The organism is Ochrobactrum sp. PL_is483, from assembly GCF_055816855.1.
Genome location: NZ_JBVPGS010000028.1, coordinates 45,621 through 68,549, shown reverse-complemented (window position 1 = coordinate 68,549; position 22,929 = coordinate 45,621). Strand labels below are relative to the sequence as shown.

Annotated in this window: 22 protein-coding genes; 6 read left to right on the top strand and 16 right to left on the bottom strand. The window is 55.0% G+C overall.

The genetic code is table 11. The annotated features are described in order from the left end of the window. Positions 1-29: 29 nt before the first annotated feature. The 9 genes from bamA to eipB all read right to left on the bottom strand — a co-directional run bounded on the left by bamA (position 30) and on the right by eipB (position 10,020). Positions 30-2,387: an outer membrane protein assembly factor BamA gene (gene bamA / locus AC0TNJ_RS05405; RefSeq protein WP_122001634.1), complete on the bottom strand. Its 2,358-nt coding sequence runs from the start codon at positions 2,385-2,387 to the stop codon at positions 30-32. 337 nt (positions 2,388-2,724) lie between these two features. After that, positions 2,725-3,864: an RIP metalloprotease RseP gene (gene rseP / locus AC0TNJ_RS05400; RefSeq protein WP_473770496.1), complete on the bottom strand. Its 1,140-nt coding sequence runs from the start codon at positions 3,862-3,864 to the stop codon at positions 2,725-2,727. A gap of 68 nt (positions 3,865-3,932) precedes the next feature. Beyond that, entirely contained in the window at positions 3,933-4,745 is an 813-nt protein-coding gene (locus AC0TNJ_RS05395; protein WP_473770495.1) for a phosphatidate cytidylyltransferase, read from the bottom strand. 71 nt (positions 4,746-4,816) lie between these two features. Beyond that, positions 4,817-5,584, bottom strand: a complete 768-nt coding sequence (locus AC0TNJ_RS05390) for an isoprenyl transferase (protein WP_122001632.1) — start codon at positions 5,582-5,584, stop codon at positions 4,817-4,819. Positions 5,585-5,619: 35 nt separating this feature from the next. Further along, positions 5,620-6,180, bottom strand: coding sequence for a ribosome recycling factor (gene frr / locus AC0TNJ_RS05385; RefSeq protein ID WP_006466949.1), 561 nt, complete (start codon positions 6,178-6,180; stop codon positions 5,620-5,622). A 33-nt stretch (positions 6,181-6,213) separates the two neighbouring features. Further along, a complete protein-coding gene (pyrH, locus tag AC0TNJ_RS05380) occupies positions 6,214-6,936 on the bottom strand; it encodes a UMP kinase (RefSeq protein ID WP_006471613.1) in 723 nt (240 codons plus the stop codon). 171 nt (positions 6,937-7,107) lie between these two features. Then, positions 7,108-8,025: a translation elongation factor Ts gene (gene tsf / locus AC0TNJ_RS05375; RefSeq protein WP_122001732.1), complete on the bottom strand. Its 918-nt coding sequence runs from the start codon at positions 8,023-8,025 to the stop codon at positions 7,108-7,110. A gap of 187 nt (positions 8,026-8,212) precedes the next feature. Next, positions 8,213-8,983 carry a 30S ribosomal protein S2 gene (gene rpsB / locus AC0TNJ_RS05370; RefSeq protein WP_122001631.1) on the bottom strand — a complete coding sequence of 257 codons (771 nt, stop codon included), beginning with the start codon at positions 8,981-8,983 and terminating at the stop codon, positions 8,213-8,215. A 197-nt stretch (positions 8,984-9,180) separates the two neighbouring features. Next, positions 9,181-10,020: a cell envelope integrity protein EipB gene (eipB, locus tag AC0TNJ_RS05365; RefSeq protein ID WP_473770494.1), complete on the bottom strand. Its 840-nt coding sequence runs from the start codon at positions 10,018-10,020 to the stop codon at positions 9,181-9,183. A 142-nt stretch (positions 10,021-10,162) separates the two neighbouring features. Between eipB and AC0TNJ_RS05360 the strand changes: the two genes are divergently transcribed. The 4 genes from AC0TNJ_RS05360 (at position 10,163) to AC0TNJ_RS05345 (ending at position 13,088) form a co-directional block, all read left to right on the top strand. Continuing rightward, entirely contained in the window at positions 10,163-10,627 is a 465-nt protein-coding gene (locus AC0TNJ_RS05360; RefSeq protein ID WP_122001629.1) for a RidA family protein, read from the top strand. Between the two features lies 1 nt (position 10,628). Next, positions 10,629-11,354 carry a glycerophosphodiester phosphodiesterase gene (locus tag AC0TNJ_RS05355; protein ID WP_122001628.1) on the top strand — a complete coding sequence of 242 codons (726 nt, stop codon included), beginning with the start codon at positions 10,629-10,631 and terminating at the stop codon, positions 11,352-11,354. Positions 11,355-11,407: 53 nt separating this feature from the next. Continuing rightward, positions 11,408-12,595, top strand: a complete 1,188-nt coding sequence (locus AC0TNJ_RS05350; RefSeq protein WP_473770511.1) for a GNAT family N-acetyltransferase — start codon at positions 11,408-11,410, stop codon at positions 12,593-12,595. A 70-nt stretch (positions 12,596-12,665) separates the two neighbouring features. Further along, the gene (locus tag AC0TNJ_RS05345) at positions 12,666-13,088 is read left to right on the top strand and encodes an HIT family protein (RefSeq protein ID WP_473770493.1); all 423 of its coding nucleotides are present in this window, start codon (positions 12,666-12,668) and stop codon (positions 13,086-13,088) included. 14 nt (positions 13,089-13,102) lie between these two features. Here AC0TNJ_RS05345 and AC0TNJ_RS05340 read toward each other — a convergent pair whose 3' ends face one another. The 4 genes from AC0TNJ_RS05340 to clpS form a co-directional block, all read right to left on the bottom strand. After that, the gene (locus AC0TNJ_RS05340) at positions 13,103-13,450 is read right to left on the bottom strand and encodes an AzlD domain-containing protein (protein ID WP_473770492.1); all 348 of its coding nucleotides are present in this window, start codon (positions 13,448-13,450) and stop codon (positions 13,103-13,105) included. Then, positions 13,447-14,208, bottom strand: coding sequence for an AzlC family ABC transporter permease (locus AC0TNJ_RS05335; RefSeq protein ID WP_473770491.1), 762 nt, complete (start codon positions 14,206-14,208; stop codon positions 13,447-13,449). Before AC0TNJ_RS05335 ends, AC0TNJ_RS05340 begins: the two co-directional genes overlap by 4 nt. A gap of 133 nt (positions 14,209-14,341) precedes the next feature. Then, the gene (gene clpA / locus AC0TNJ_RS05330; RefSeq protein WP_122001624.1) at positions 14,342-16,816 is read right to left on the bottom strand and encodes an ATP-dependent Clp protease ATP-binding subunit ClpA; all 2,475 of its coding nucleotides are present in this window, start codon (positions 16,814-16,816) and stop codon (positions 14,342-14,344) included. Positions 16,817-16,822: 6 nt separating this feature from the next. After that, positions 16,823-17,173: an ATP-dependent Clp protease adapter ClpS gene (gene clpS / locus AC0TNJ_RS05325; protein ID WP_473768995.1), complete on the bottom strand. Its 351-nt coding sequence runs from the start codon at positions 17,171-17,173 to the stop codon at positions 16,823-16,825. Positions 17,174-17,721: 548 nt separating this feature from the next. Between clpS and AC0TNJ_RS05320 the strand changes: the two genes are divergently transcribed. Continuing rightward, complete coding sequence (locus tag AC0TNJ_RS05320; protein WP_473770490.1) at positions 17,722-19,131, top strand: SPOR domain-containing protein; 1,410 nt, start codon at positions 17,722-17,724, stop codon at positions 19,129-19,131. A gap of 72 nt (positions 19,132-19,203) precedes the next feature. Beyond that, complete coding sequence (locus tag AC0TNJ_RS05315) at positions 19,204-19,500, top strand: hypothetical protein (RefSeq protein ID WP_122001622.1); 297 nt, start codon at positions 19,204-19,206, stop codon at positions 19,498-19,500. Positions 19,501-19,568: 68 nt separating this feature from the next. Here the strand turns inward: AC0TNJ_RS05315 and AC0TNJ_RS05310 are convergent, their stop codons facing one another. The 3 genes from AC0TNJ_RS05310 to AC0TNJ_RS05300 form a co-directional block, all read right to left on the bottom strand. Beyond that, entirely contained in the window at positions 19,569-20,006 is a 438-nt protein-coding gene (locus tag AC0TNJ_RS05310; protein ID WP_473770489.1) for a DUF1489 family protein, read from the bottom strand. A 66-nt stretch (positions 20,007-20,072) separates the two neighbouring features. Further along, positions 20,073-21,476 carry an L-serine ammonia-lyase gene (locus AC0TNJ_RS05305; protein WP_473770488.1) on the bottom strand — a complete coding sequence of 468 codons (1,404 nt, stop codon included), beginning with the start codon at positions 21,474-21,476 and terminating at the stop codon, positions 20,073-20,075. A gap of 539 nt (positions 21,477-22,015) precedes the next feature. Further along, on the bottom strand, positions 22,016-22,810 hold the full coding sequence (locus AC0TNJ_RS05300) for a YdcF family protein (RefSeq protein WP_473770510.1): 795 nt from the start codon (positions 22,808-22,810) through the stop codon (positions 22,016-22,018). Positions 22,811-22,929 lie beyond the last annotated feature (119 nt).

The following is a 22,929-nucleotide window of genomic DNA, read 5'->3' as shown; positions in this document are numbered from 1 at the left end:
CTATTACACCCCGGGAAAAGGCAAATCTACTAGAACTTGGTCGAAACACCGAAGTTGAAGTTCTGAACCTTGTCGGTGTCAGCCTTCGCGATCGGGAACGCATAGTCAAAGCGCAGCGGACCGAACGGAGAAGCCCACATCAAGCTTACACCTGCCGAAGCGCGAAGCTTCTTGTCGTCGCCATAAATTGGCGAACCGCCTTGCGAGGAGTCGTTACCATAAAGCGTTGCTGCATCCGCGAACAAAGCACCACGGATACCGAGGCTTTCCGGAACGAGCGGCATCGGGAACTGAACTTCAGCCGTACCGTTGATGTAGGTCGTACCGCCCATCCAGTAGCGCTTGCCGTTCGCCGCATCCTGATATGGACCGATACCGTTGAACTTGAAACCGCGAATGATATCCGAATTGTTCTTGAACAAGTCGAAGATACGGACGCCATCGTCGCCAAATTCATGGATATAACCACCACCGATGCCCAGCATACCGACGATGTCGGCTTCCTGAGAAAGCGTCTTGTAGTAGTTAGCCTTGGCTGTCGTCTTGATATACTTCGCGTCGCCACCGAGACCGGCAAACTCCTGCGTGAACTTGGCATGAATACCGTCATGCGGATTCTTCATGTCATCAATGGAGTTATAGGTCAGCGAATAGCTGATGGACGAACGCAGCCATGGGCTATGTTCAGCCGCTTCAAGCAAGGCAGGAGCATAGTAATTATCGGCATCAGAACGGAACAGGTCATACTTTTCCTGAACCAGGTTGTACGCGATACCTGCCGAGAAATTGTCCGTAATTGGAAGACCAAAACGGATCGTACCACCGGTCTGCTCGACGTCGTAGTCGTCATTTACGCGGTACGTGCGACGGAAGACGTCAAAGCCAGCCGACAAACGGTAACCGAGGAAATAGGGCTCAGTGAACGACAGGCCGTAATTGCGCATATCGTCCTGACCGGCACCCGCGCTGATACGGATATACTGGCCACGTCCGAGGAAGTTACGCTCGGTGATAGCGGCTTCAACCTGGGCACCCGGCGATTCCCCACCGGTCGTATAACCGCCGCCAATCGAAAATTCACCAGTCGACTTTTCAACAACGTCAACGACCAGGATAACCTGATCTGGCTCGGAGCCAGGTGCGGTCGAAATGTTGACGGTCTGGAAGAAGTCAAGTGCCTCAAGACGACGCTTCGCACGCTGCACCATGACCTGATTGAAGGCATCACCTTCATTCACGTCGAATTCGCGGCGAATCACGAAATCGCGGGTCTTGTCATTGCCGCGAATTTCAATGCGCTGAATGTAAGCGCGCGGACCTTCATCGACGCTATAAACCACCGAGATCGTGTGATTTTCAAAATCACGATCACCACGCGGCTCGACCTTTGCAAAAGCGTAACCGCTTCCAGCGACATTTTCGGTAACCGCGAGAACAGAATCCTCGATTTCCTTGGCGCTGTAAGGCTTGCCCGAACGCGTCTTGACCAGATGATCCAGAGCCTGCCCGTCTACACCGTCAACATTGCTTTCGACGCTCACATTGCCAAACGTATAGCGCTGACCTTCATCAACCGTGATGGTGATCGTGTATTCGTTTGTCGACGGATCGAGAACGGCATTGGACGAAATGACACGGAAATCCGCATAGCCGCGATTGTAATAGAAACGGCGGAGCGTTTCCTCGTCAGCCTGAAGACGACCCTCATCATACACGTCATTACGCGTCAGCCAGGAAAGCGGATTTGAGCGCTTGGTCGAGATCACATCACGCAGGCGACGGGCGCTAAACGCCTGATTGCCAACAAAATCAACGTTCGCGATCTTCGTGCGTGAACCTTCGTTGATTTCATAAACAACGTTTACACGACCCTGACCGAGATCAACGGTACGCGCATTCACAGTCGCATCGCTGCGCCCGATATGCGCGTAAGCTCCCTTGATAGCCTCGACATCAGCTTCCATCGTCGCAGCATCGTAAGGCGAACGGGCCTTGAGCTGGACTGCGCGGGCGAGATCAGGGTCCTTGATCTTCTTGTTGCCCTGGAAAAGGACGTTATTGACAACCGAACGCTCGCTAACATTGACGACGAGCGTGCTACCGGACTGGTTGATGCGAACGTCCGAGAACAGCCCCATCGCGAACAGACGCTTCACCGCAGCATCAATATCGGCGCTGGTGAAGGCCTTGCCCGGGCGAATCTCGATGTTGTCACGGATGGACTGCGCGTCGACGCGTGTGTTACCGCGCACCTCGATACGGCTAACGACAGCAGCCTCGGCAACATTGACCGAAGCCAGCGAGAGTGCAGCAGTACCCGAAGCCACAAGAGCCACTGACATGGCGAGCGCAGAAGCGGCGCCAAAGAATTTAGAACTTGCCGTCATAGGCTTTCCGAACCTTCGTTTCTTTCTGTCCCCGGGGCGATTAACCCAGAAAAGCACGTACAGATACAACCGTCATACCCGGTTTTTCCATACAAGCAAGCGTCACGGTTAAATTCTGTTTACTTAAGCAACCAGCGTGGCATCCGCGCCACGCGATTTAAGCGTTATGGTAAACAAATCGCTTAGCTTTTCCAGCAGTCACTCCCAATTTTCACTTCTGTTTAACATCTTGCCCAGTCCTCACCGGAGAAGATGCGCATCATAGCAGTAAGCCGACTGGAACTCTCCAGCCTGCACCGATCCCCAAGATCACCACCTGAGCCAGCCGGAGAGTCATCTAGCAGGCAAACAGGTCGTTGAAAAGTACGAACCCCATGAATCCCATAACAAGAAGGAATCCTGCACGGTAAAAAATTTCCTGCGCTGCGACAGACACCGGACTACCCTTTATGGCCTCCACCGCATAAAAAACCAGATGACCACCATCCAGCGGAGGCAGCGGAAACAGGTTCAAAAGCCCGATGCCGACGGACAACATCGCCATCAACTGGATGAGCCAATCAAATCCCTGGCTTGCTGCCTTGCCAGCCATATTGGCAATCTTGACCGGACCACCAAGCTGGCATTTATCCTCACGCCCCACCGCAAAGCGTTGAAAAAACTCTCCCGTGCGACCGATAATATAACCCGTTTCCATGACAGCTTGTGCCACTGATTCGAGCGGGCCATATTCAATCCGGCGGAAATTGCCTACAGCTTCAGTAGTTTCTACGCCAATAGCGCCAAGCTTGATCTTGTTTCCAAGCGGGTCTGTACGCTCGACTATTGCCGGAACGGCCTGAAGGTCGACCATCTTGCCATCACGTTCGACAGTGAAATTCAGCTTATCCCCGGCCCGCCCGGATACGATGCGCTGTACATCGGAAAAAGTAGCGATCTTTTCGCCGTCAACACTGACAAAGCGATCTCCGGCTTCGAATCCGGCCTCAGCGGCCGGACTGCCCGGCTGAACACCTGCGATAAGCGGATCGGAAATCTGGCGTCCATAAAGCGCGAAGAACACGCTGAAGATCACGATAGTCAGAATGATATTGAAAGCAGGCCCGGCAAAAACCGTTGCCGCACGCTTCCACACTGGTTGGGTGTGAAACGCCCTTCGCTGCTCATCCGCGCTCAGGTGTGCATTATTGACGTCCACAGGAGAACTTGTGGCACTCTCGTCACCGATGAATTTGACATAGCCGCCAAGCGGAATGGCCGAAATCTTCCATCGCGTTCCATGCTTATCCGTGAATCCGATCAACTCCGGCCCAAAGCCAATGGAAAAAGCCTGCGAACCGATGCCACACCAACGCGCAACGAGATAGTGGCCCATCTCGTGAACAAAGACCACAACGGTTAAAACAAAGAGAAATGGAATGATGGTCCCGACAAGCAGGCTTTCGCCACCGAGAAAAAAGGCCAACGCCTCCTGCAAATCACTGCTCCTTACAAAACACTAGCGGGCTACCAAAACCATATGAATCAAACAATTCTCTTGGGCCCTTAGAAACTGAAGAAAATCGCAGACGGCACATCTGGCTCGGCGAAAATTGCACCAAACAGGTACAAAAGTGCGGCGGCCGCTACAAGTCCGTCCACACGATCCAGAACACCGCCATGTCCTGGTAGCAGACGCCCCGAATCCTTTGCGCCGAACTGACGCTTCACCCACGATTCTGCAAGGTCGCCGATCTGTGAAACGATAGACAGTAGCAATGCGAGCAACGGCACCAGCCAACTGCCTGGAGCCGCCACCAGAGAGGCAACCAGAATGCCACCCGCCACCGCGGCAGCGGCACCACCGATAGCGCCGGACCATGTTTTGTTCGGCGAAAAGCGCGGTGCGAGTTTCGGCCCGCCCAATGCCCGGCCGTTGAAATAGGCTGCGATATCGGTGGACCAAACAACTGCAAAAAGAAAAACAATTGCCGTAAAGCCGAAGGGTTCGTCACCGCGCAGGAGCGAAAGCGAAACGGCGGAGAACCCCGCATAGAATAGCCCTGCCGCTGGCCAGCCGCGCCCTGTCCGCCATTGGGTGAGCAGAAGTATGAAAGCGCCCGCTATTAGAGCGCCAATCGTCAACAATGCGCTTCGGTCCATAAGGAGCAGAATACTGGTAAGCACCAGCCATCCCCAACCGAACACCCGCGAAAACAACGTCTGCTTGGGTGCAGTCAAGCTGGTCCACTCGTGGAACATGGCCAATCCGATCGTGATCGAAAACAGCGTGAAACCCAAACCGCCTATCCAGGTCAGCCACAAGGCAGCTGCACCGAGAACAATAGCAGTAATGATGCGGGTTTGAAGATTGGACATTGAGACCTTTCGACGGACCGGCTTGCGCCTCATTAGAGCATTTTCAGTGGTTCCGATTCTCGGGAACCACTTTAGACTGCTGCCCCCTTGGTCGAAGGGCATGCGATTTCTTCTTCGAGTTCTTCGATTCCCGCGCGCACTTCAACACCGCCAAATCGACGCTCACGCTGGCGGAAAGCCTCATAGGCTGCATCGAGGTCCGATGAGCGGAAATCTGGCCAGTGAATGGGCAGAAACAGAAACTCCGAATATGCCGCTTGCCAGAGCAGAAAATTCGACAACCGCATTTCCCCGCTCGTGCGGATGATAAGATCCGGATCGGGTATGCCTGCCGTATCAAGGTTAGCTGAGATCAGTTCAGCGGAAATAGACGCCGGATCAAGCAGGCCGGCTGCGACGTCGCGCGCCAAGCTTCGCACGGCACGAACGATCTCGTCGCGGGAACCGTAGTTGAAAGCAATGATCAGGTTGAGGCCGGTATTGCGATGGGTAAGCGTTTCCGCCTCGACTAATAACGTCCGGATATCGGCGGCAAGCTCCTCGCGTTCGCCGATGATGCTGACGCGCACATTATTACGGTGCAACTCCGCGAGATCGCGACGGATAAAAATCTTCAGCAAACCAAGGAGGTCGTTCACCTCTCCGCTTGGGCGCGACCAGTTCTCCGAAGAGAATGCAAACAAGGTAAGGTAGCCAAGGCCACGATCCCCGGCTGCCCGTACAGTCTCGCGAAGAGCTTCGACCCCTGCCCGGTGTCCAGCGCTGCGGGGCAAGTTGCGTGCCTTCGCCCAACGGCCATTGCCATCCATAATAATGGCGATGTGGCGCGGTTCGGACATGGCGAAGCTCTCCTTCAATGAAAACCATGCAAGTCCTAGACCTGCATGATCTCCCCTTCTTTCACTGCAACGATCTTATCCATCTCTGCAATGGTTTCGTCGGTCAGCTTCTGCACTTTTTCCGACAGAACACGGCTATCATCCTGACTGATGAGGCTGTCTTTCTCCAGCTTTTTCAGCGTGTCCATACCGTCGCGACGCACATGGCGGGCAGCGATGCGACCCTGCTCGGCATATTGGTGTGCTATCTTGACCAGTTCCTTGCGGCGCTGTTCGTTCAGCTCCGGAAGCGGAATGCGCAGCGTCGTACCGTCGGTGATAGGATTGAGCCCGAGACCTGAATCGCGAATTGCGCGTTCCACGGCACCCACCATGCTCTTGTCCCACACGGAAACCGACAGCATGCGCGATTCGGGAACCGTAATATTGGCAACCTGGTTGATCGGCATTGTCGAGCCATAGGCTTCAATGACAATAGGCTCCAGCAAGCTTGCGGAAGCACGGCCCGTACGCAGGCCACCAAGATCGTGCTTCAAAGAATTGATAGCGCCTTCCATGCGGCGTTTCAGGTCGTTGATGTCAAAAGCATCACTCATGCATTTTCTCCTTCGATACGCAGCAAGGGTCGATCAATTATCGGAAACGATCGTGCAGCGCCCCTTGCCTTGCAGAATTTCGGCCAAGCCGCCGTTTTCATGGATGGAATAGACTATTATCGGAATGTTGTTCTCACGCGCAAGGGCAACAGCGGCTGTATCCATGACCGCAAGCCCGCGATCGAGAACTTCTTTGTGGGTCAGACGGTCGAAACGTGTGGCGTTCGGATCTTTTTTGGGGTCGGCAGAATAGATTCCGTCGACCTGCGTGCCCTTCAAAAGAGCATCCGCCTCGATTTCCGCAGCGCGAAGAGCCGCTGCCGAATCCGTCGTGAAGAACGGATTTCCGGTGCCGCCAGCAAAGATCACGACCTTGCCCTCGTCCATATAGGCCGTAGCCTGTCTCTGCGAGAAGCTCTCGCAGATTTCCGGCATGGCAATGGCGGAGAGCACGACAGAATCGACACCGATTTTGTGCAGGGAGGTACGCAGCGCCAGCGAATTGATGACGGTAGCCAGCATCCCCATATGATCGCCGGTCACGCGGTCGCCGCCTTTGGAAGCCACAGCGACGCCACGGAAAATGTTGCCGCCACCAATGACGACGCCAACTTCGACTCCGAGCGACCGTGCCTGCTTGATATCGCTTGCAATACGGTCTGCAACGGAAACATCGATGCCAAAGCCTTGACTGCCCATCAATGCCTCACCCGAGGCTTTCAAAAGGACGCGTTTGTAGGCGGGTTGACCTGGCATTGGATGCTCTCCGCAGATTGTGATCAAGTGGATGTGTTCGGGTTCCGATACACGAAGGGCACCGCGTTGTCACGCGATGCCCTTCATAATCAAAAGCCTTTTCAGGCATTCAGCGCATTCCGAAAAGCGGAAACCGGTTTTCGGGACAAGATGCGCTGAAAAACCGATCGATTAGCCCTTGGCAGCAGCAGCCACTTCAGCAGCGAAATCGGTTTCTTCCTTCTCGATGCCTTCACCGAGAGCGATACGGACAAAACCCGTGATCTTGGCAGGAGCACCAATGGTCTTTTCAGCTTCCTTGAGGGCAGCCGCGACCGTCAGGTCCGGATTGATGACGAAAGCCTGCGAAAGAAGAACAACTTCTTCGTAGAACTTGCGCATACGGCCTTCGATCATCTTTTCGATGATGTTGTCCGGCTTGCCGGACTCACGGGCCTGCTCGATGAAGATTGCCTTTTCGCGCTCGGCAGCAGCCGGATCAACGTCTTCGGCGGTCAGCGCCAACGGGTTGATCGCAGCGACGTGCATGGCAACCTGGCGACCAAATGCGCTTGCAGCTTCTGCATCGCCAGCGGTTTCGATTGCAACGAGAACGCCGAGCTTGCCGAGGCCATCAGCAACACCGTTGTGAATGTAGGTCGCGACAACGCCCTGCGGGACGGTCAGCGCAGCCGAACGGCGGAAGCCAATGTTCTCACCAATGGTGGCAACAGCGTCCTTTGCCGTTTCGGTAACGGTCTTGCCGTCAATGTTGGCGCCGGCCACGGCTTCCGTCGAACCATCGGTCGACAGGGCGGCCTGAGCGATCTTGCGGACGAGATCCTGGAAAGCCTCGTTGCGGGCAACGAAGTCGGTTTCGGAATTGACTTCTACGACAACAGCCTTGTTACCGGAAGCTGCAACACCAACCAGACCTTCGGCAGCCGTACGACCAGCCTTCTTGTCGGCCTTTGCAATACCCTTGGCGCGCAGCCAGTCGACGGCAGCTTCGATGTCGCCATTGGTTTCAGCAAGTGCAGCCTTGCAGTCCATCATGCCGGCGCCGGTGAGGTCGCGGAGTTCTTTGACGAGAGATGCGGAAATGCTCATGATGTCGCCTTTCATGAAAGCGAAGGCACACCGGATGGGTGTGCCAACATTTAACCGGCGCTTGTTTTCTGGATCGCGACCTGACCTGAGCATTGCACTGCAGGAATCACAATCTCGCACCGGGATGAAACGAGATTATCCACCCGCCCTATCACAGATATGACGGATGGATGAAATCATACGCTGATTAAGCGCCTTCAGCCGGGGCTTCGAGGGCTGGCTCAACCGGAGCTTCAACCTGTGCACCGACGTCGATGCCCATTGCACCCTGCTGGCGAGCGATACCGTCGAGAGCGGCGCGAGCAATCAGATCGCAATAAAGAGCGATAGCGCGCGCGGCGTCGTCGTTGCCCGGGATCGGGTAGTCGATCTGGTCCGGATCGCAATTCGAGTCGATCACTGCGACAACCGGAATGCCAAGACGCTTGGCTTCCTGAATAGCGATCGCTTCCTTGTTGGTGTCAATGATGAACATCAGGTCCGGAACCGAGCCCATGTCCTTGATACCGCCGAGGGCGCGGTCAAGCTTTTCACGCTCGCGCTCGAGGTTGAGGCGTTCCTTCTTGGTGAAGCCCTGAGCTTCGCCAGCCAGAAGTTCGTCGAGCTTGCGCAGACGCTGGATCGAATTGGAGATCGTCTTCCAGTTGGTCATCATGCCGCCGAGCCAGCGTGCATTGACGTAGTACTGTGCCGAACGGTTGGCAGCATCGGCAATGATGTCCGAAGCCTGACGCTTCGTGCCGACGAACAGCACGCGACCGCCGCGAGCAACCGTGTCCGAAACGATCTTCAGCGCATTGTGCAGCAGAGGAACGGTCTGGGACAGATCGAGAATGTGGATGTTGTTGCGGTCACCATAGATGTATGGTGCCATTTTCGGGTTCCAGCGATGAGTCTGGTGGCCGAAGTGAACACCAGCTTCCAGAAGCTGGCGCATGCTGAAATCAGGCAATGCCATCTTTATTTTCCTTTTCCGGTTTAACCTCCACGGGCTGAGGCGATTTCTCGCCACCGGAGGTTTTTGCCGGATTTCTCCCGACAAAAGCCCAATCCCGTGTGTGGAATAGGCGCGCTGTTAACTGATCGCGCCGCAAATTGCAAGTCGCCCGCACAATATAGCAGCGAACAGGCGAAAAACCACGCCGCCCAACACGTTTATTTGCAGGTCGCCGCCTGTTTTGCCGCATCATAGACATCAAGCTTCACAAGTTTTCCGCGCATGGAGAAATCTCCATAATCCATTGTGAGGTCGCGGGTAATGCCATTGCGATAGAGCTTGAAATTGATGCGATAGATCGGCAGTCCGTCCTGCTTTTCCTTATCGTCGAAATAGGCAATCGTTACCGGCCAGACCTGATCCTTGGAAAATTTGCCCATGACCTTGGTCTCATCGTCCGGCAAAGCTTGCTGCTTGCCGACAACGACAGTGGTAGCGACTACGCGATCAGCATCTTCGGAAGCATCGAAAAGCGATGTCTGGTAGAATTTCTGCCCCGCTTCCGCCTTGCCTATAAGTTCTTCCATATGACCGGTGGGAAATTGCGTTCCCTTGAGGTCAAGCTTGTTTTCCTTTGGCTTGCTCAGCTCAACAACTGTCTTGCCGCCCTCGAGCTTTGCGTCGCCGCGCACTTCCTTGACCAGCTCCTTGTCCACAAAGGTCTTGTTGACGAAGCGGAAGTTCTTTCCGTCCGCGCCTTCGAATGTGGTCGTCTGCTGGTCGGTCACGCGCTGCGGCTGCTCTTCCATATCAATTCGCGTCACAAAGCGGAAATTGGTGGTGTAACCTTCGCACGCCGATCCGTTAAACTCATAGACCATGCGACCAGTCAAACCGCTGATCCCTGATTTTTCATCGGCCCGATCCAGTGTCAGATCGTAGACCGCGCGATGTGGAACCAACGTTACCGTTGAGGCCGCATAGGCAACGCCAGCAAATCCGGCCCATACACAAGCGACCGTTCCGCCCGCCACAACCGCACTCTTGAAAAAACGCATACATGAATCTCCCGATGAGTTGACGAGCATGATAAAAAAACTCGTGGCGGAAGCGAGGCAAAAAAAGCACCCTTCCCATAAGCTTCACCGATTCTGCCTGTAGCCAGATCGAGAAGTACCTTTGCAAGCAAGGATTAATACAATGACCGACACGATCGACAGCCGCCTTAAAAATCTGGGTATATCCATTCCGGAAGCTGCGGCACCTGCCGCCAACTACGTTCCTTTTGCACAAAGCGGTTCATTGCTTCTCACATCTGGCCAGCTTCCGCTGGAAGGTGGCAAGCTGGTGCATACGGGTCAGATCGGTGATGAGCTGACGGTAGCGCACGGACAAGCCGCTGCGCGTGCCTGCGCTGTCAACATCCTTGCTCAGGCGAAGGCTGCTCTCGGTGATCTAGGCCGCATCAAGCGGATTGTAAAAATTACCGTATTTGTAGCCTCCACTCCCGACTTTGTGGAACAGCATCTGGTTGCCAACGGCGCATCGGATCTCCTCGTGGCTGTTCTTGGCGACGCAGGCAAACATGCCCGCTCGGCTGTTGGCGTTGCGAGTTTACCGCTGAATGCACCTGTCGAAATAGAAGCGATCATTGAGGTTGCCTGACATGACCTCCATCGACTGGATCAAGAAGCGCCCCATCGCGCATCGTGGATTGCACGACCTTAATAAGGAACGCTGGGAAAACACCCTTTCAGCGTTTGAGGCAGCAGCAAGAGCGGGGTTCGCCATTGAATGCGACGTTCATCTCACCCGTGACGGTGGCGTGGTCGTTTTCCACGACGATGATCTGAAGCGGCTTGCCGGTCGCGAAGGCTACATCAGCGATTTGACGCTTGCCGAAGCGACAGCGCTCAAGGTCGGCGGCACCGCCGATCATGTGCCGACGCTTCGCCAGATGCTTGAACTGGTCGATGGCCGCGTCCCACTCGTTATCGAGCTGAAGGGCATCGAGGGCAAGGATGACGGCCTGGTTGCCGCTGTTGCCGGAGAACTGTCGTCCTACAAGGGCGAAGCCGCGATCATGTCTTTCGATCACCACCTCATTCGCCGCTTTGCAGCAGATGCACCTGGAATCCCAGGGGGACTTACCGCCGAAGGTACTCGCATGGAAGACTTTGAGCGTCATTTCTCCATGCTGGCGCGTGGTATCTCCTTCGTATCCTATAATGTGCACCATCTGCCTAACCCGTTCGTCACCTTCGTTCGGGAAAAGTTGCAGATGCCGGTGATCAGTTGGACCGTGCGGGATCGGGAAATGCAGAAGCATAGCGATCTCAATGTCGACCAGATCACCTTCGAAGGCTTTGATCCACACGCCCTCGTGGCTTGACGGCAACACGCCGAGCGCAGCAGAATATGCGCGATAACGGCAAAGGAATAGCGGTGAACGACGAAGATCCGCAGAATGAACAGAGCTTCGTTCTTCGTGTCGTTGAAAATATCAGCGAATTCACGGCAGACGAATGGAACAGTCTTGTCGGGGCATCCCGGCAGGACACACATTACAATCCCTTCATTACCCGCAATTTCCTGCTGGCTCTGGAAGAATCAGGCTCGGTTTCACCAAAAGCGGGTTGGCTTCCTCGTCACTTACGCCTTGAGGATAACCAAGGACGCCTCATCGGGGCCGTTCCGAACTATCTCAAGGGGCACAGCCAAGGTGAATATGTCTTCGACCATGGATGGGCCGACGCTTTCGAGCGCGCTGGAGGACAATATTACCCGAAATTTCAGGCTGCGGTGCCTTTCACCCCGGTCGCCGGCTCACGCCTGCTCAATCACATCGCCTATGAAAGCGAAGCGGTTCGACTGGCGCTGGCTGGCGGACTGCGGGAGCTGGCAGATCAGACCGGTGTTTCATCAGCGCATGTTACATTTGCACTGCCGGATGAGATCGCCGCGTTAAAGCGCGCCGGCTTTCTTCATCGCACGGATCAGCAGTTTCACTTTAAAAACAAGAACTTTAAAAGCTACGATGACTTTTTGAGCGAACTTGTATCCCGGAAACGCAAGGCATTAAAAAAAGAACGGCGCGAGGCTGTGTCGGATGGCATCCAAATCGACTGGCTGACCGGCAGTGACCTTACGGAATCTGTGTGGGACGATTTCTTTGCATTTTATATGGATACGGGCAGCCGCAAATGGGGGCGCCCCTATCTGAACAGGCAGTTCTATTCGCTGATCGGTGAAAGTATGGCCGACGACATCCTGCTCGTGATGGCCAAACGCAACGGACATTATATTGCCGGCGCGATCAACTTCATCGGTGGCGATACACTTTTCGGTCGTCATTGGGGCTGCATTGAAGATCATCCCTACCTGCATTTCGAGGTTTGCTACCATCAGGCAATCGATTTTGCCATTGAGCGCAAGCTCAGCGTCGTCGAAGCTGGCGCACAGGGCGAGCATAAGATTGCACGCGGCTACGTTCCGGTCACAACTCATTCGGCGCATTATATTGTCCATGAAGGTTTTCGGAATGCAGTGCGCGACTATCTCGATCATGAACGCCGTGAAGTCGAACAGATTCGAAGCGCTCTGGAAGAACATTCGCCGTTCAGGGATGCATAAGCCTATCCACCTTGCCTAACGCGACTTGATACGGTCTGATCCTGCCAAACATTTCGCATTGGAGAATCGCATGTCAGCCACCTATGACGACAACAATATCTTCGCCAAAATCCTGCGCGGCGAAATCCCATCCACCCGTGTTTATGAAACGGACGATGTCGTTGCTTTCATGGATGTGATGCCGCAAGGCACGGGCCATACGTTGGTTGTGCCAAAGGCGCCTTCTCGCAATTTGCTCGATGCCAAGCCGGAAACGCTCGCAAACGTCATTCAGGCCGTGCAGAAAATCGCGCAAGGCGTAAAAAAAGCATTCAATGCCGACGGCGTAACCGTCATGCAGTTCAACGAACCGGCCTCGGGGCAGACCGTTTACCACCTGCACTTCCACGTAATCCCGCGCTTTGAAGGCGTGGCGCTCAAGCCGCATACCGGACAGATGGAAGACGCCACGGTTCTTTCAGCAAATGCTGAAAAAATTCGTGCAGCACTCTGATATGACTTACACTTTCAAAGAGTAAGCAGGCCGATGACCAGCAGGATTTCCGCAACCAGCACGCCGACAAGCAATCGCTTGCCTGTGAGGAGGAAGGCGGCAAATCCTGCAACGGCGGAACCAGCGCGGAGCCAGAGAGGTGAATTGGCCAGTTCTCCATTGGGATAGAGAATAAGCTGCGCAATAACACCTGCAACCAGCGCCGTTGCAACGCAGCGCACGAAAACAAGAGCCTCCGAATCCTCCCGTACGCGCCCACCAACCAGCACTCCCATCACGCGGAACAGATAGGTTGGAAGTGCTCCGGCCAGCAAAATAAACAGAAACGGCCACCACCAGGTCGAAAAACTATCCCAGTTCATTCATCTGCTCCTGTCGGCCGACGGCGCATACGGTGAAAACCGAACGCAATCAATCCGCCGAGAACACCAGTGATCAGCAGGTCGTAGCCGGGGGCCAGATGATGGAATATGGGAAACAGAACCATCCCCGAGATCATCGCAACCTGCCCCGCCCGCTCCCTGGCAGAGCGCCAAAGCGAGGTCAGAAAGTACATTGGCGTCAGCATGAAAAGTGCAGCAAAAACGATTGGTGGAAAAGACGTCGATAGCGAATAGACGATAGCGACGATAACCGCATTGGTTCCCACCAGAACCATCCCTATTCCCGCGAAATAACTGGTTCGCATATCACGCGGGATCTTGCGCAGTTCTTCCATGGCCATGACCCAGGCGGTAACCGCAACGAAATGGCAAAGAGCCAACAGTGTCAGCTTCCGCGTTTTCGGCCCCTGCAACTCAGGCAGCAGCGCAACCACCATCGGCATCAGACGCACAGAAGACAAACCAACGGCGAGCGCCGCAGCAGGCAGAGCCACACCTGCGCTAATCGCACCGATCAGAACAACCTTCGCCGGAAGAGCCCAGATGGTCAGGGTCATGAAAACGGCCTGAACAACGGTGATGCCACTTTCGATCGCCAGTCCCGCGAAACCGATAAAGGAACTCATCAATAATAGAGCTGGAATGCTGCAAATGCGCATACAACCGCGCAAAAACCATCGCATTTGACGACGATCTTCCACGGTCTGCTGAGGAGCACTGGAATGAATCAGAGGCATGGAGCCACGTTAGAGCAAGGTCCAAGCAAGTTGCACCCAGTTTCTTCCGCCTGAATGGGAAAATCTCAGTTTTCGTCCATGCTCGTCACATATCCAAGAAAAACGGCCCCCGGAGGGGCCGTATCCGTTCCGATTATTTCTTGCGCGGCACCTTGGGCACCGAAGATTTGGTCGCCGAAGTCTTCGATGAGGATTTTGGCGCAGGCTCAGCCTTGCCAGCCAATACCTTCTCCTTCTCTGCCTTCTTCGGAGCAGCCTTCTTGCGCGGCGGCAGCTTCTTTTCCGCCGGAATGTCCTTCTTCGGACTTACCGGCTTGTCGGCCACACTCTCCAGCGCCAGATCGGTCTTTCCATCCGGCTTGGTCACGACATCCACACGAACCGTGCCGCCATGCTTGAGTTTTCCAAACAGCACTTCATCAGCCAATGGCTTCTTGATGTGTTCCTGGATAACCCGGCCAAGCGGACGTGCACCCATGCGCTCGTCGTATCCCTTGTCAGCCAACCAAGCGATTGCACCCTCCGTCAACTCAAAAGTCACCCCGCGTTCAGCAAGCTGTGCTTCGAGCTGAAGCACGAACTTCTGCACAACCTGATGAATGACCGGAACTGGCAACGGACCGAACGGAATGATCGCATCCAACCGGTTACGGAACTCGGGCGTGAACAGGCGGTTGATCGCTTCCATATCGTCGCCTTCGCGACGCGTGGAACCGAAGCCGATTGCCGCTTTGGCCATATCCGACGCACCGGCATTGGTGGTCATGATCAGGATCACATTGCGGAAGTCGATCTTCTTGCCGTTGTGATCGGTTAGTGAACCGTGATCCATGACCTGCAACAGGATATTGAACAAATCCGGATGCGCCTTCTCGATTTCGTCGAGCAGCAGCACGCAATGCGGATGCTGATCGACGCCATCGGTCAGGAGACCGCCCTGGTCGAAGCCGACATAACCGGGAGGTGCACCGATAAGCCGCGATACGGTGTGACGCTCCATATATTCCGACATGTCGAAACGCAGGAGTTCCACGCCAAGCGAACTTGCCAGCTGTTTGGCAACTTCCGTCTTGCCTACGCCGGTCGGGCCAGAGAACAGATAGGAGCCAATTGGCTTGTCCGGTTCACGTAGTCCCGCACGCGCAAGTTTGATCGAGGCTGACAGTGCTTCGATTGCCAGATCCTGGCCATAGACGACCCGCTTCAGCTCGGCATCCAGATGCGACAGAACCTGTTCGTCATCTTTCGATACAGACTTCGGCGGGATACGGGCCATCGTCGCGATTGTCGCTTCGATTTCCTTCACGCCGATGGTCTTCTTGCGCTTGTTCTCAGGCAACAGCATCTGGCTCGCGCCTGTTTCGTCGATCACATCAATTGCCTTATCGGGCAATTTGCGATCCGAAATATAACGAGCAGACAATTCCACCGCCGTCTTGATGGCATCAACCGTGTACTTGACCTTGTGGAAATCCTCGAAGTAGGGCTTCAGCCCTTTCATGATTTCAATCGCGTCCGGGATCGACGGCTCATTCACATCGATCTTCTGGAAACGACGCACCAAGGCCCGGTCTTTCTCGAAGAACTGACGATATTCCTTATAGGTCGTCGACCCGATGCAGCGGATGGCACCCGATGAAAGCGCAGGCTTCAACAGGTTCGACGCGTCCATTGCCCCGCCCGAAGTAGCGCCTGCGCCGATGACAGTGTGAATTTCGTCAATAAACAGGACTGCACCCGGATACTCTTCGAGTTCCTTGACGACCTGTTTCAGACGCTCCTCGAAGTCACCGCGATAACGGGTGCCAGCCAAAAGCGTGCCCATGTCGAGCGAAAAGATCGTCGCATCGGCAAGTGCTTCCGGAACCTGTCCCTCAACGATCCGCTTGGCAAGACCTTCAGCGATTGCGGTCTTGCCAACACCCGGATCGCCCACATAAAGCGGGTTGTTCTTCGAACGGCGGCAGAGCACCTGAATGGTGCGGCTGATTTCGCTGTCACGTCCGATCAGCGGATCAATGCGCCCAGCCTTGGCCTTCTCATTGAGATTGACGCAATAGGCGGACAGCGCGTCCTGCTTCTTCTTCGCGCTTTCTTCCTGTTCGGTATTTGTCCGTTCTTCGCTTGCGCTCTCTGCGCCGCGCGGCGGGCGGGTTTCGCTGCTCTGCGGACGCTTGGAAATGCCGTGCGAAATATAATTCACCGCGTCATAACGGGTCATCTGCTGCTCCTGGAGGAAATAGGCAGCATGGCTTTCCCGTTCCGCAAAGATGGCAACCAGCACATTGGCGCCGGTCACTTCCTCACGGTTCGAGGATTGCACGTGGATGACTGCGCGCTGAATGACGCGCTGGAAAGCGGCGGTTGGCTTGGAATCTTCATCATAACCAGTGACGAGATTATCCAGTTCGCGATCAATATAATCGGTGACGATACGCTTGAGATGCTCAAGGTCGACGCTGCAGGCACGCATCACTGCGCCCGCGTCCTGATCGTCGATCAAGGCAAGCAAAAGATGTTCGAGCGTCGCATATTCGTGATGCCGCTCGTTTGCTATTGTAAGGGCTTGATGCAGGGCCCTTTCAAGGCTTGGGGAGAACGATGGCATATGACCTCACTTTTTCTCCATCACGCATTGCAGCGGATGCTGGTTTTGGCGGGCGAAATCCATGACCTGGCTGACTTTGGTTTCGGCGACTTCGTATGTAAATACGCCGCACTCGCCGACCCCGTGATTGTGAACATGCAGCATGATGCGCGTGGCATCATCCCGGTTCTTCTGGAAAAACCGCTGCAGGACATGAACGACGAACTCCATGGGGGTGTAGTCGTCGTTGAGGAGCAGGACACGATAGAGGCTGGGCTTTTTGGTTTTCGGCTGCGTACGCGTAACCACAACGGTGCCGTTTTCCGGGCCATTTCCGCCGTCGGTCTTGCTTTGCATAACTGTATCAAGTTGCCTCATGAAACCTATTACCCGGATGCCCATCTGTCTGACCCAACTTGCCCTATTATGTAGGTCGTCATGTGGTGATTTTAAGCCCTTCATTGGCACTTGCAACCGAGACTTATTGCAATAACGAGGCTTGACACAGTTATATGATATCGGGCGAACAATAAGCCCCGGCTAAACGACCTGCATAAAACAGCTGATAAAATGCAGGTCTCATAAACAAATACGTTGATAATCGGGGCATAAAATCCGGCCCGGAGAAATCAGAGAACAAATTTCCATTTTCAAAATCATCCCACCGGACTGTTTTTTGATCCGGCTTCGATCGGATAAGACGCGAACTATAATTCAACGACACATCTGCGTGATCGGCTGAAATCGCTGCGACTGGAACCCGTCGCAGGCATTGCAACCCTACCCAAAAATTTTCCGAAATTTATGAATAACTCGGTTACCATAAACGGATTGGTAACGCTGATGGCAGTAGGATCACTGAATTAGACGCTGTGTGCCTTTTGTGCCGCAGTTTAAAAAATCAGGGATACAGGTAGGTCATCATCGTGCGTACCGCGTTTAGTAAAGTCGCATATGCCTTGAAAAGAGCGGCACAAGCCACGCTTCTTCTTGCAGTTGTAACGGGATGTTCAACAGCTTCCACAACGATACCGGCGATAGCCGCAGGCGACCGATACGCAGCTATCGTAATTGATGCGAACACCGGCAAGACGCTGTTCGCTTCGAATGCCGATGCGCAGCGCTATCCCGCCTCTCTCACGAAAATGATGACGCTATACATGCTGTTTGAGGCAATGCAGGCCGGTCGCATGGACAAGGACACCCGTATCCCGGTGTCCGCTTATGCTGCTGCCCGTCCTCCTACGAAGATCGGCTTTCGTCCCGGCCAGAGCATTCGTGCTGAAGATGCAGCCCTTGCCATGATTACGAAATCGGCCAACGACGTCGCAACTGCCGTCGGCGAATATATCGGCGGCTCTGAAGAGCGCTTTGCCCAGATGATGACGGCGAAAGCGCGCCGTCTTGGCATGCGAAACACCACGTTCCGGAATGCTTCAGGCCTGCCCAACATGGCGCAGCACACGACCGCGCGCGACATGGCGATCCTCAGCATTGCGCTTCGGCAGCATTTCCCGAATGAGTTCTCTTATTTCTCACGTCGCAGCTTCGTTTTCCGCGGCCAGACCATCAATGGCCACAACCGTCTGCTCGGTCGCGTCGAAGGCGTCGATGGCATCAAGACCGGCTACACCAACGCTTCCGGCTACAATCTGGCTTCTTCGGTAAGCCTCGACGGACGCAGGCTCGTGGCCGTCGTAATGGGCGGCAACACCGGTGCAAGCCGCGACGCCCATATGGCTCAGCTCATTCGCAAATATCTCCCGATGGCAACGCGCAGCCGTAATGCCGCACCGCTCGTCGCAATGCGCAACGATGCACCGCAGGTTGTTGCCTCGATTGATCTTCCGAAGGCCCGGAATGCCCCGGTTCCGGTAACACGTCAGGCCGCCGCCGTGGAAGATGTCATCAACAATGAAAGCGGCGAAGGTGACAGCGACCAGCCGCAGGTTCTGGCGCTTGCAGCTCCGACTGCACGCCCGGCAGCACTCGCGGCACAGGCTGCGGTTCGCCCAACGCCGAAGGCCGCCCTTCCATCTGCACCGACCCAGGACGTAGATCCGGTCACGACCGCTTCCGCACCTGCTGCCGGTGGCTGGGCAATCCAGATTGGTTCTCTGCCGAGCGAAGGCCAAGCGCGTGACATGCTGGCCAAGGCTTCCGCCACAGCAGGCGGAACGCTACGCGCCGCATCGCCCTATACCGAGACATTCAACAAGGGCAGTGCAACTTTCTACCGCGCTCGCTTTGTCGGCTTCTCCTCAAAGCAAGCCGCCTGGGATGCATGCGCATCGTTGAAGAAGAAAAAATTCGGCTGCTATGCGGTCGCGAACTAATCGATTGCGAGGGGCTCTGCCCCATCGCTGCCAGCTTCAAACCCGAATTTGTAGTGCGTAGAGGGTTTCGAGATGTCAAATATGAGAGAAACTTTCGGCCTGCCGCCGTTCAAGACTGCCAATTGGACACAGGATGAAGGCAGGACTTCAGCCGTCGGGGCGCTGTTCTCCGTGCAAGGGCTCAAGCAGGCCGCGCTGCGAATTGCAGATGTGCGGCGCGGAACCGGCTTCCAGACCCGCGATCTGGTTGGGCTGCTCGTCTGCCACGCGGCGCGCAACAAGCGACTGGTCCAGCCACGCGCATCCATGCGCATGACCCTTCCGGTAAATTTTGACCGGATTTCGGTACGCCTGACGATAGAAAACTGATCAACCGATGGATGAAATGAAAACGGCCTGCCGATGATCGGCAGGCCTTTTTCGTGGATATATTCTCTTCAAAGCAAGCCCAGCGCGGCCAGTTCCTGACGCAATTCCGCAGGCAAAGCAGCCCTGCCCGCCTTACCAGCCGCCTCGTCGCGCGGAACCTCATTCTCGTTCAAATAACGCCAGCCCTGAAAGGCGCGGCGCGGCTGCCACTCGGTAGGAATGACCTTGGGCTCAAGAACAAGATGGCAGCGGTTTATGCCGTCGTTGTCTGTAAATGGGCGCACGTCGAGCAAGCGTTGGCGGCATTGCACATTGCCCTTGATAACCCAGTAGAGCGAACCGCCTTCCAGCAGTTCGTCAATCCGCTTTGGCACCATTCTCGTTGTATGAAACTGTTCCGGCACCAGACCGGCAGCGCGTTGCTCTGCCAGACGGAAATCGATCCAAGCCGCGAGATCTTCGATACTATCGCAGCCGACACAAAGTTTGACGAGATTGAGAGCCATGCCGTTGATTTAGCCAAGACGAATGCGCGCTTCAAGCCTCAAGCGTCGCATTCCCCAAGTTGCGAATCAACAGGCAACCACATTCACGGCAAGACCGCCCTGGCTGGTTTCCTTGTAGCGCTCGCTCATATCGTGACCGGTCTGGCGCATCGTCTCGATACAGGCATCGAGCGGTACAAAATGCTTGCCGTCACCCTTTACGGCGAGCGAGGCCGCAGTCACAGCTTTTACAGCGCCAAGCGCGTTGCGCTCGATACACGGCACCTGAACAAGCCCGGCAACCGGATCGCAGGTCATGCCCAGATGATGTTCAAGCGCAATTTCAGCGGCATTTTCAATCTGCTCCGGCGACCCGCCAAGCACGGCTGCGAGACCCGCCGCAGCCATTGCAGATGCGGAACCTACCTCGCCCTGACAGCCGACTTCAGCACCGGAAATCGATGCGTTGTGCTTGATGACCCCACCGATCGCTGCAGATGTCAGGAGAAAATCCCGGATGCCTTTCTGGTCGGCGTCATCATGAAAATGCAGATAATAGCGGAGTACCGCCGGTACGACGCCTGCAGCACCGTTTGTCGGTGCGGTCACCACCCGGCCACCGGAGGCATTTTCCTCGTTGACGGCCATGGCATAGACAGACAACCAATCATTCGCGAGAAGCGGATTGCTGCGATTATTACGCCAATCGTCCTGCAATTTATCGTGGAGTTGCCGCGCACGACGGCGGACATTCAGACCGCCCGGCATGACGCCGTCGCGGCTCAATCCGCGCTCGATGCAGCCGCGCATGGCGCCCCAAATTCGATCAAGTCCGCTGTCGAGATCATCGCGAGCCATATGTTTTTCTTCATTGGCACGCTTCATCTCGGCAATCGACAAGCCGCTGTCATGGGCCATCTCAAGCATTTCGGCGGCACTGCGGAACGGAAACGGCACGTCGGCCTTGTCGTCCTGCTTCGCACCGCTGCGCTGAACACGGCTAAGTTCTTCTTCCGTTACAACGAAGCCGCCCCCGATAGAAAAATATGCGCGGCGCAGCAGGAGATTGTCATCGGCATCAAATGCGGAGAAAGCCATGCCATTGGCATGGCCTGGCAACGGCGTCTTGCGATCAAGCACCAGATCGACCTTAGGGTCGAAATGATAAGCTGGATGCCCCTCCGGTCTCACCTTTTTCTCGGAGAACACCTTTTTGACTTCGACATCCATAATGTCAGGATCAATCGTATCGGGTAGATGACCGCAGAGCCCCAGAATAACGGCGCGGTCCGTTGCATGCCCGACGCCGGTATAAGCCAGCGAGCCATGCAGGCTCGCTTTCAGACGATGGATTTTCGAATGCGCGGGCCTTGGCCAGTTTCCGCCGATTATCTCGTTAAGAAACATGCGCGCAGCCGTCATTGGCCCCATCGTATGCGAACTGGAAGGCCCAATGCCAATCTTGTAAAGATCGAAAACCGACAGAAACATGCCACACCTTCTACAGCCCGTTATAGGACTGATTGATCCTGATCGCGGCATCGCCCGCGATTTGCCTGATCGTCCATTCTAGACAAAAATCGGCAAGAAGTCGCTAACACACGAAAACCGCGTATCTCTATCAGATAGTGTAGGAAAGGTTCAACGCCAACGGAATGCCGAAATGCGGCATCAAATTTCCGAAATACGTAACACCGTCTAACGCCTAGACGGAGAACAGATAAGCCATGAGGATGACGGCAGCAAGACCAACGACTGCCCAGAGCGTAACGCCCCAGCAGGATTTTTGAACGGTTTCGTCCATGGAGATTATGGCAACCTTGTTGTACAACTCTTTTTACACAGCATCCTTCACAACGCTGTTACCAATTATATAGCTTCGTGATCACCGGAACGCAACGACGAAAAACGGCTGAATTACGGCAGCGAACCTCCGCCACCGCACATCCAATAATAAAATGGCTTTATAATCAGTCAGTTATCAATAAACAGCCTTAACAAAGCTTTAAAGTGGCGGCGAAAATGCGGCATCAGGGTTGCGGCAACAGCATATCAGTCTTCCCCGCCAGCCAGTAGGCGGCCAGTCCTACCCACTCACGAACGGCCACACTGAACCGGGATAGCGCTTCATTCGGAGATTCGAGATACAGGGCAAACCGCTCGCTGGCGCGCGTTTTGTAATCTACCGGCCAGGCGACAACCTCGAAACCCGCCTTGCGAAAACAGCCAATAGAACGCGGCATATGGTATGCGGAAGTGACAAGAAGCCATGTTTCGCCCGGCTTGGGCTGAGCCAGCTCCCTTGAAAAAATAGCATTCTCAACCGTATTGCGAGATTTGTTCTCAGATATGTAGCGCTCGCCGGAAAAACCGAGATCTGCCAACATCTGCCGGGTGCTATCCGCCTCTTTGGCAGATTCTTCGAAAAAGGCTCCCTCACCTCCTGAAACGATGACCTTGGCATTCGGATAGAGCCTTGCAAGCCGCATGGTTTCGAGAATGCGGTCAGCCGCACTGTTCAACTCAAAACCTTTGCGTCCCGCATTGATCTCACCGTTCATATAGCCGCCGAGAACGACGATACCCTCCACGTGCTGCGGCAGTTCATCCGGCTTTGCAAAGCGATCTTCCAATGGGGCGAGCAGGACGGCGCCCAGCGTCGTAAAAGCCGCAAAGAATAGAATGGCTATCGACAGGCCAAGGACACCCAGACTAAATCGACGAAAGCCGTGCCATATCGCCAGAGAGGCAATGACGATGAGGACGAAGATGATTGTGATGGGTTGAAAAAGCAGCCAGAAAATCTTCGATAAGCTATAGAACAACCACACTCTCCCAACATGAGGCACCCTGCCCTGATCTGTGCCTGCCCGTATCTCTGCCTGCACGAATCCGTGCATGACCGCATACTATAGTGTTGCCAAAGCCTGTGTTAGAGATTTGC

Coding starts and splice junctions, on each gene's coding strand:
- AC0TNJ_RS05360 (WP_122001629.1), top strand. CDS start 10,163: ATGACCGACACGATCGACAGCCGCCTTAAAAATCTGGGTATATCCATT.
- tsf (WP_122001732.1), bottom strand. CDS start 8,025: ATGAGCATTTCCGCATCTCTCGTCAAAGAACTCCGCGACCTCACCGGC.
- AC0TNJ_RS05390 (WP_122001632.1), bottom strand. CDS start 5,584: ATGTCCGAACCGCGCCACATCGCCATTATTATGGATGGCAATGGCCGT.
- AC0TNJ_RS05310 (WP_473770489.1), bottom strand. CDS start 20,006: ATGGCTCTCAATCTCGTCAAACTTTGTGTCGGCTGCGATAGTATCGAA.
- AC0TNJ_RS05305 (WP_473770488.1), bottom strand. CDS start 21,476: ATGTTTCTGTCGGTTTTCGATCTTTACAAGATTGGCATTGGGCCTTCC.
- rpsB (WP_122001631.1), bottom strand. CDS start 8,983: ATGGCATTGCCTGATTTCAGCATGCGCCAGCTTCTGGAAGCTGGTGTT.
- bamA (WP_122001634.1), bottom strand. CDS start 2,387: ATGACGGCAAGTTCTAAATTCTTTGGCGCCGCTTCTGCGCTCGCCATG.
- frr (WP_006466949.1), bottom strand. CDS start 6,180: ATGAGTGATGCTTTTGACATCAACGACCTGAAACGCCGCATGGAAGGC.
- clpA (WP_122001624.1), bottom strand. CDS start 16,816: ATGCCATCGTTCTCCCCAAGCCTTGAAAGGGCCCTGCATCAAGCCCTT.
- AC0TNJ_RS05340 (WP_473770492.1), bottom strand. CDS start 13,450: ATGAACTGGGATAGTTTTTCGACCTGGTGGTGGCCGTTTCTGTTTATT.
- AC0TNJ_RS05395 (WP_473770495.1), bottom strand. CDS start 4,745: ATGTCCAATCTTCAAACCCGCATCATTACTGCTATTGTTCTCGGTGCA.
- eipB (WP_473770494.1), bottom strand. CDS start 10,020: ATGCGTTTTTTCAAGAGTGCGGTTGTGGCGGGCGGAACGGTCGCTTGT.
- AC0TNJ_RS05345 (WP_473770493.1), top strand. CDS start 12,666: ATGTCAGCCACCTATGACGACAACAATATCTTCGCCAAAATCCTGCGC.
- clpS (WP_473768995.1), bottom strand. CDS start 17,173: ATGAGGCAACTTGATACAGTTATGCAAAGCAAGACCGACGGCGGAAAT.
- AC0TNJ_RS05355 (WP_122001628.1), top strand. CDS start 10,629: ATGACCTCCATCGACTGGATCAAGAAGCGCCCCATCGCGCATCGTGGA.
- AC0TNJ_RS05335 (WP_473770491.1), bottom strand. CDS start 14,208: ATGCCTCTGATTCATTCCAGTGCTCCTCAGCAGACCGTGGAAGATCGT.
- pyrH (WP_006471613.1), bottom strand. CDS start 6,936: ATGCCAGGTCAACCCGCCTACAAACGCGTCCTTTTGAAAGCCTCGGGT.
- AC0TNJ_RS05315 (WP_122001622.1), top strand. CDS start 19,204: ATGTCAAATATGAGAGAAACTTTCGGCCTGCCGCCGTTCAAGACTGCC.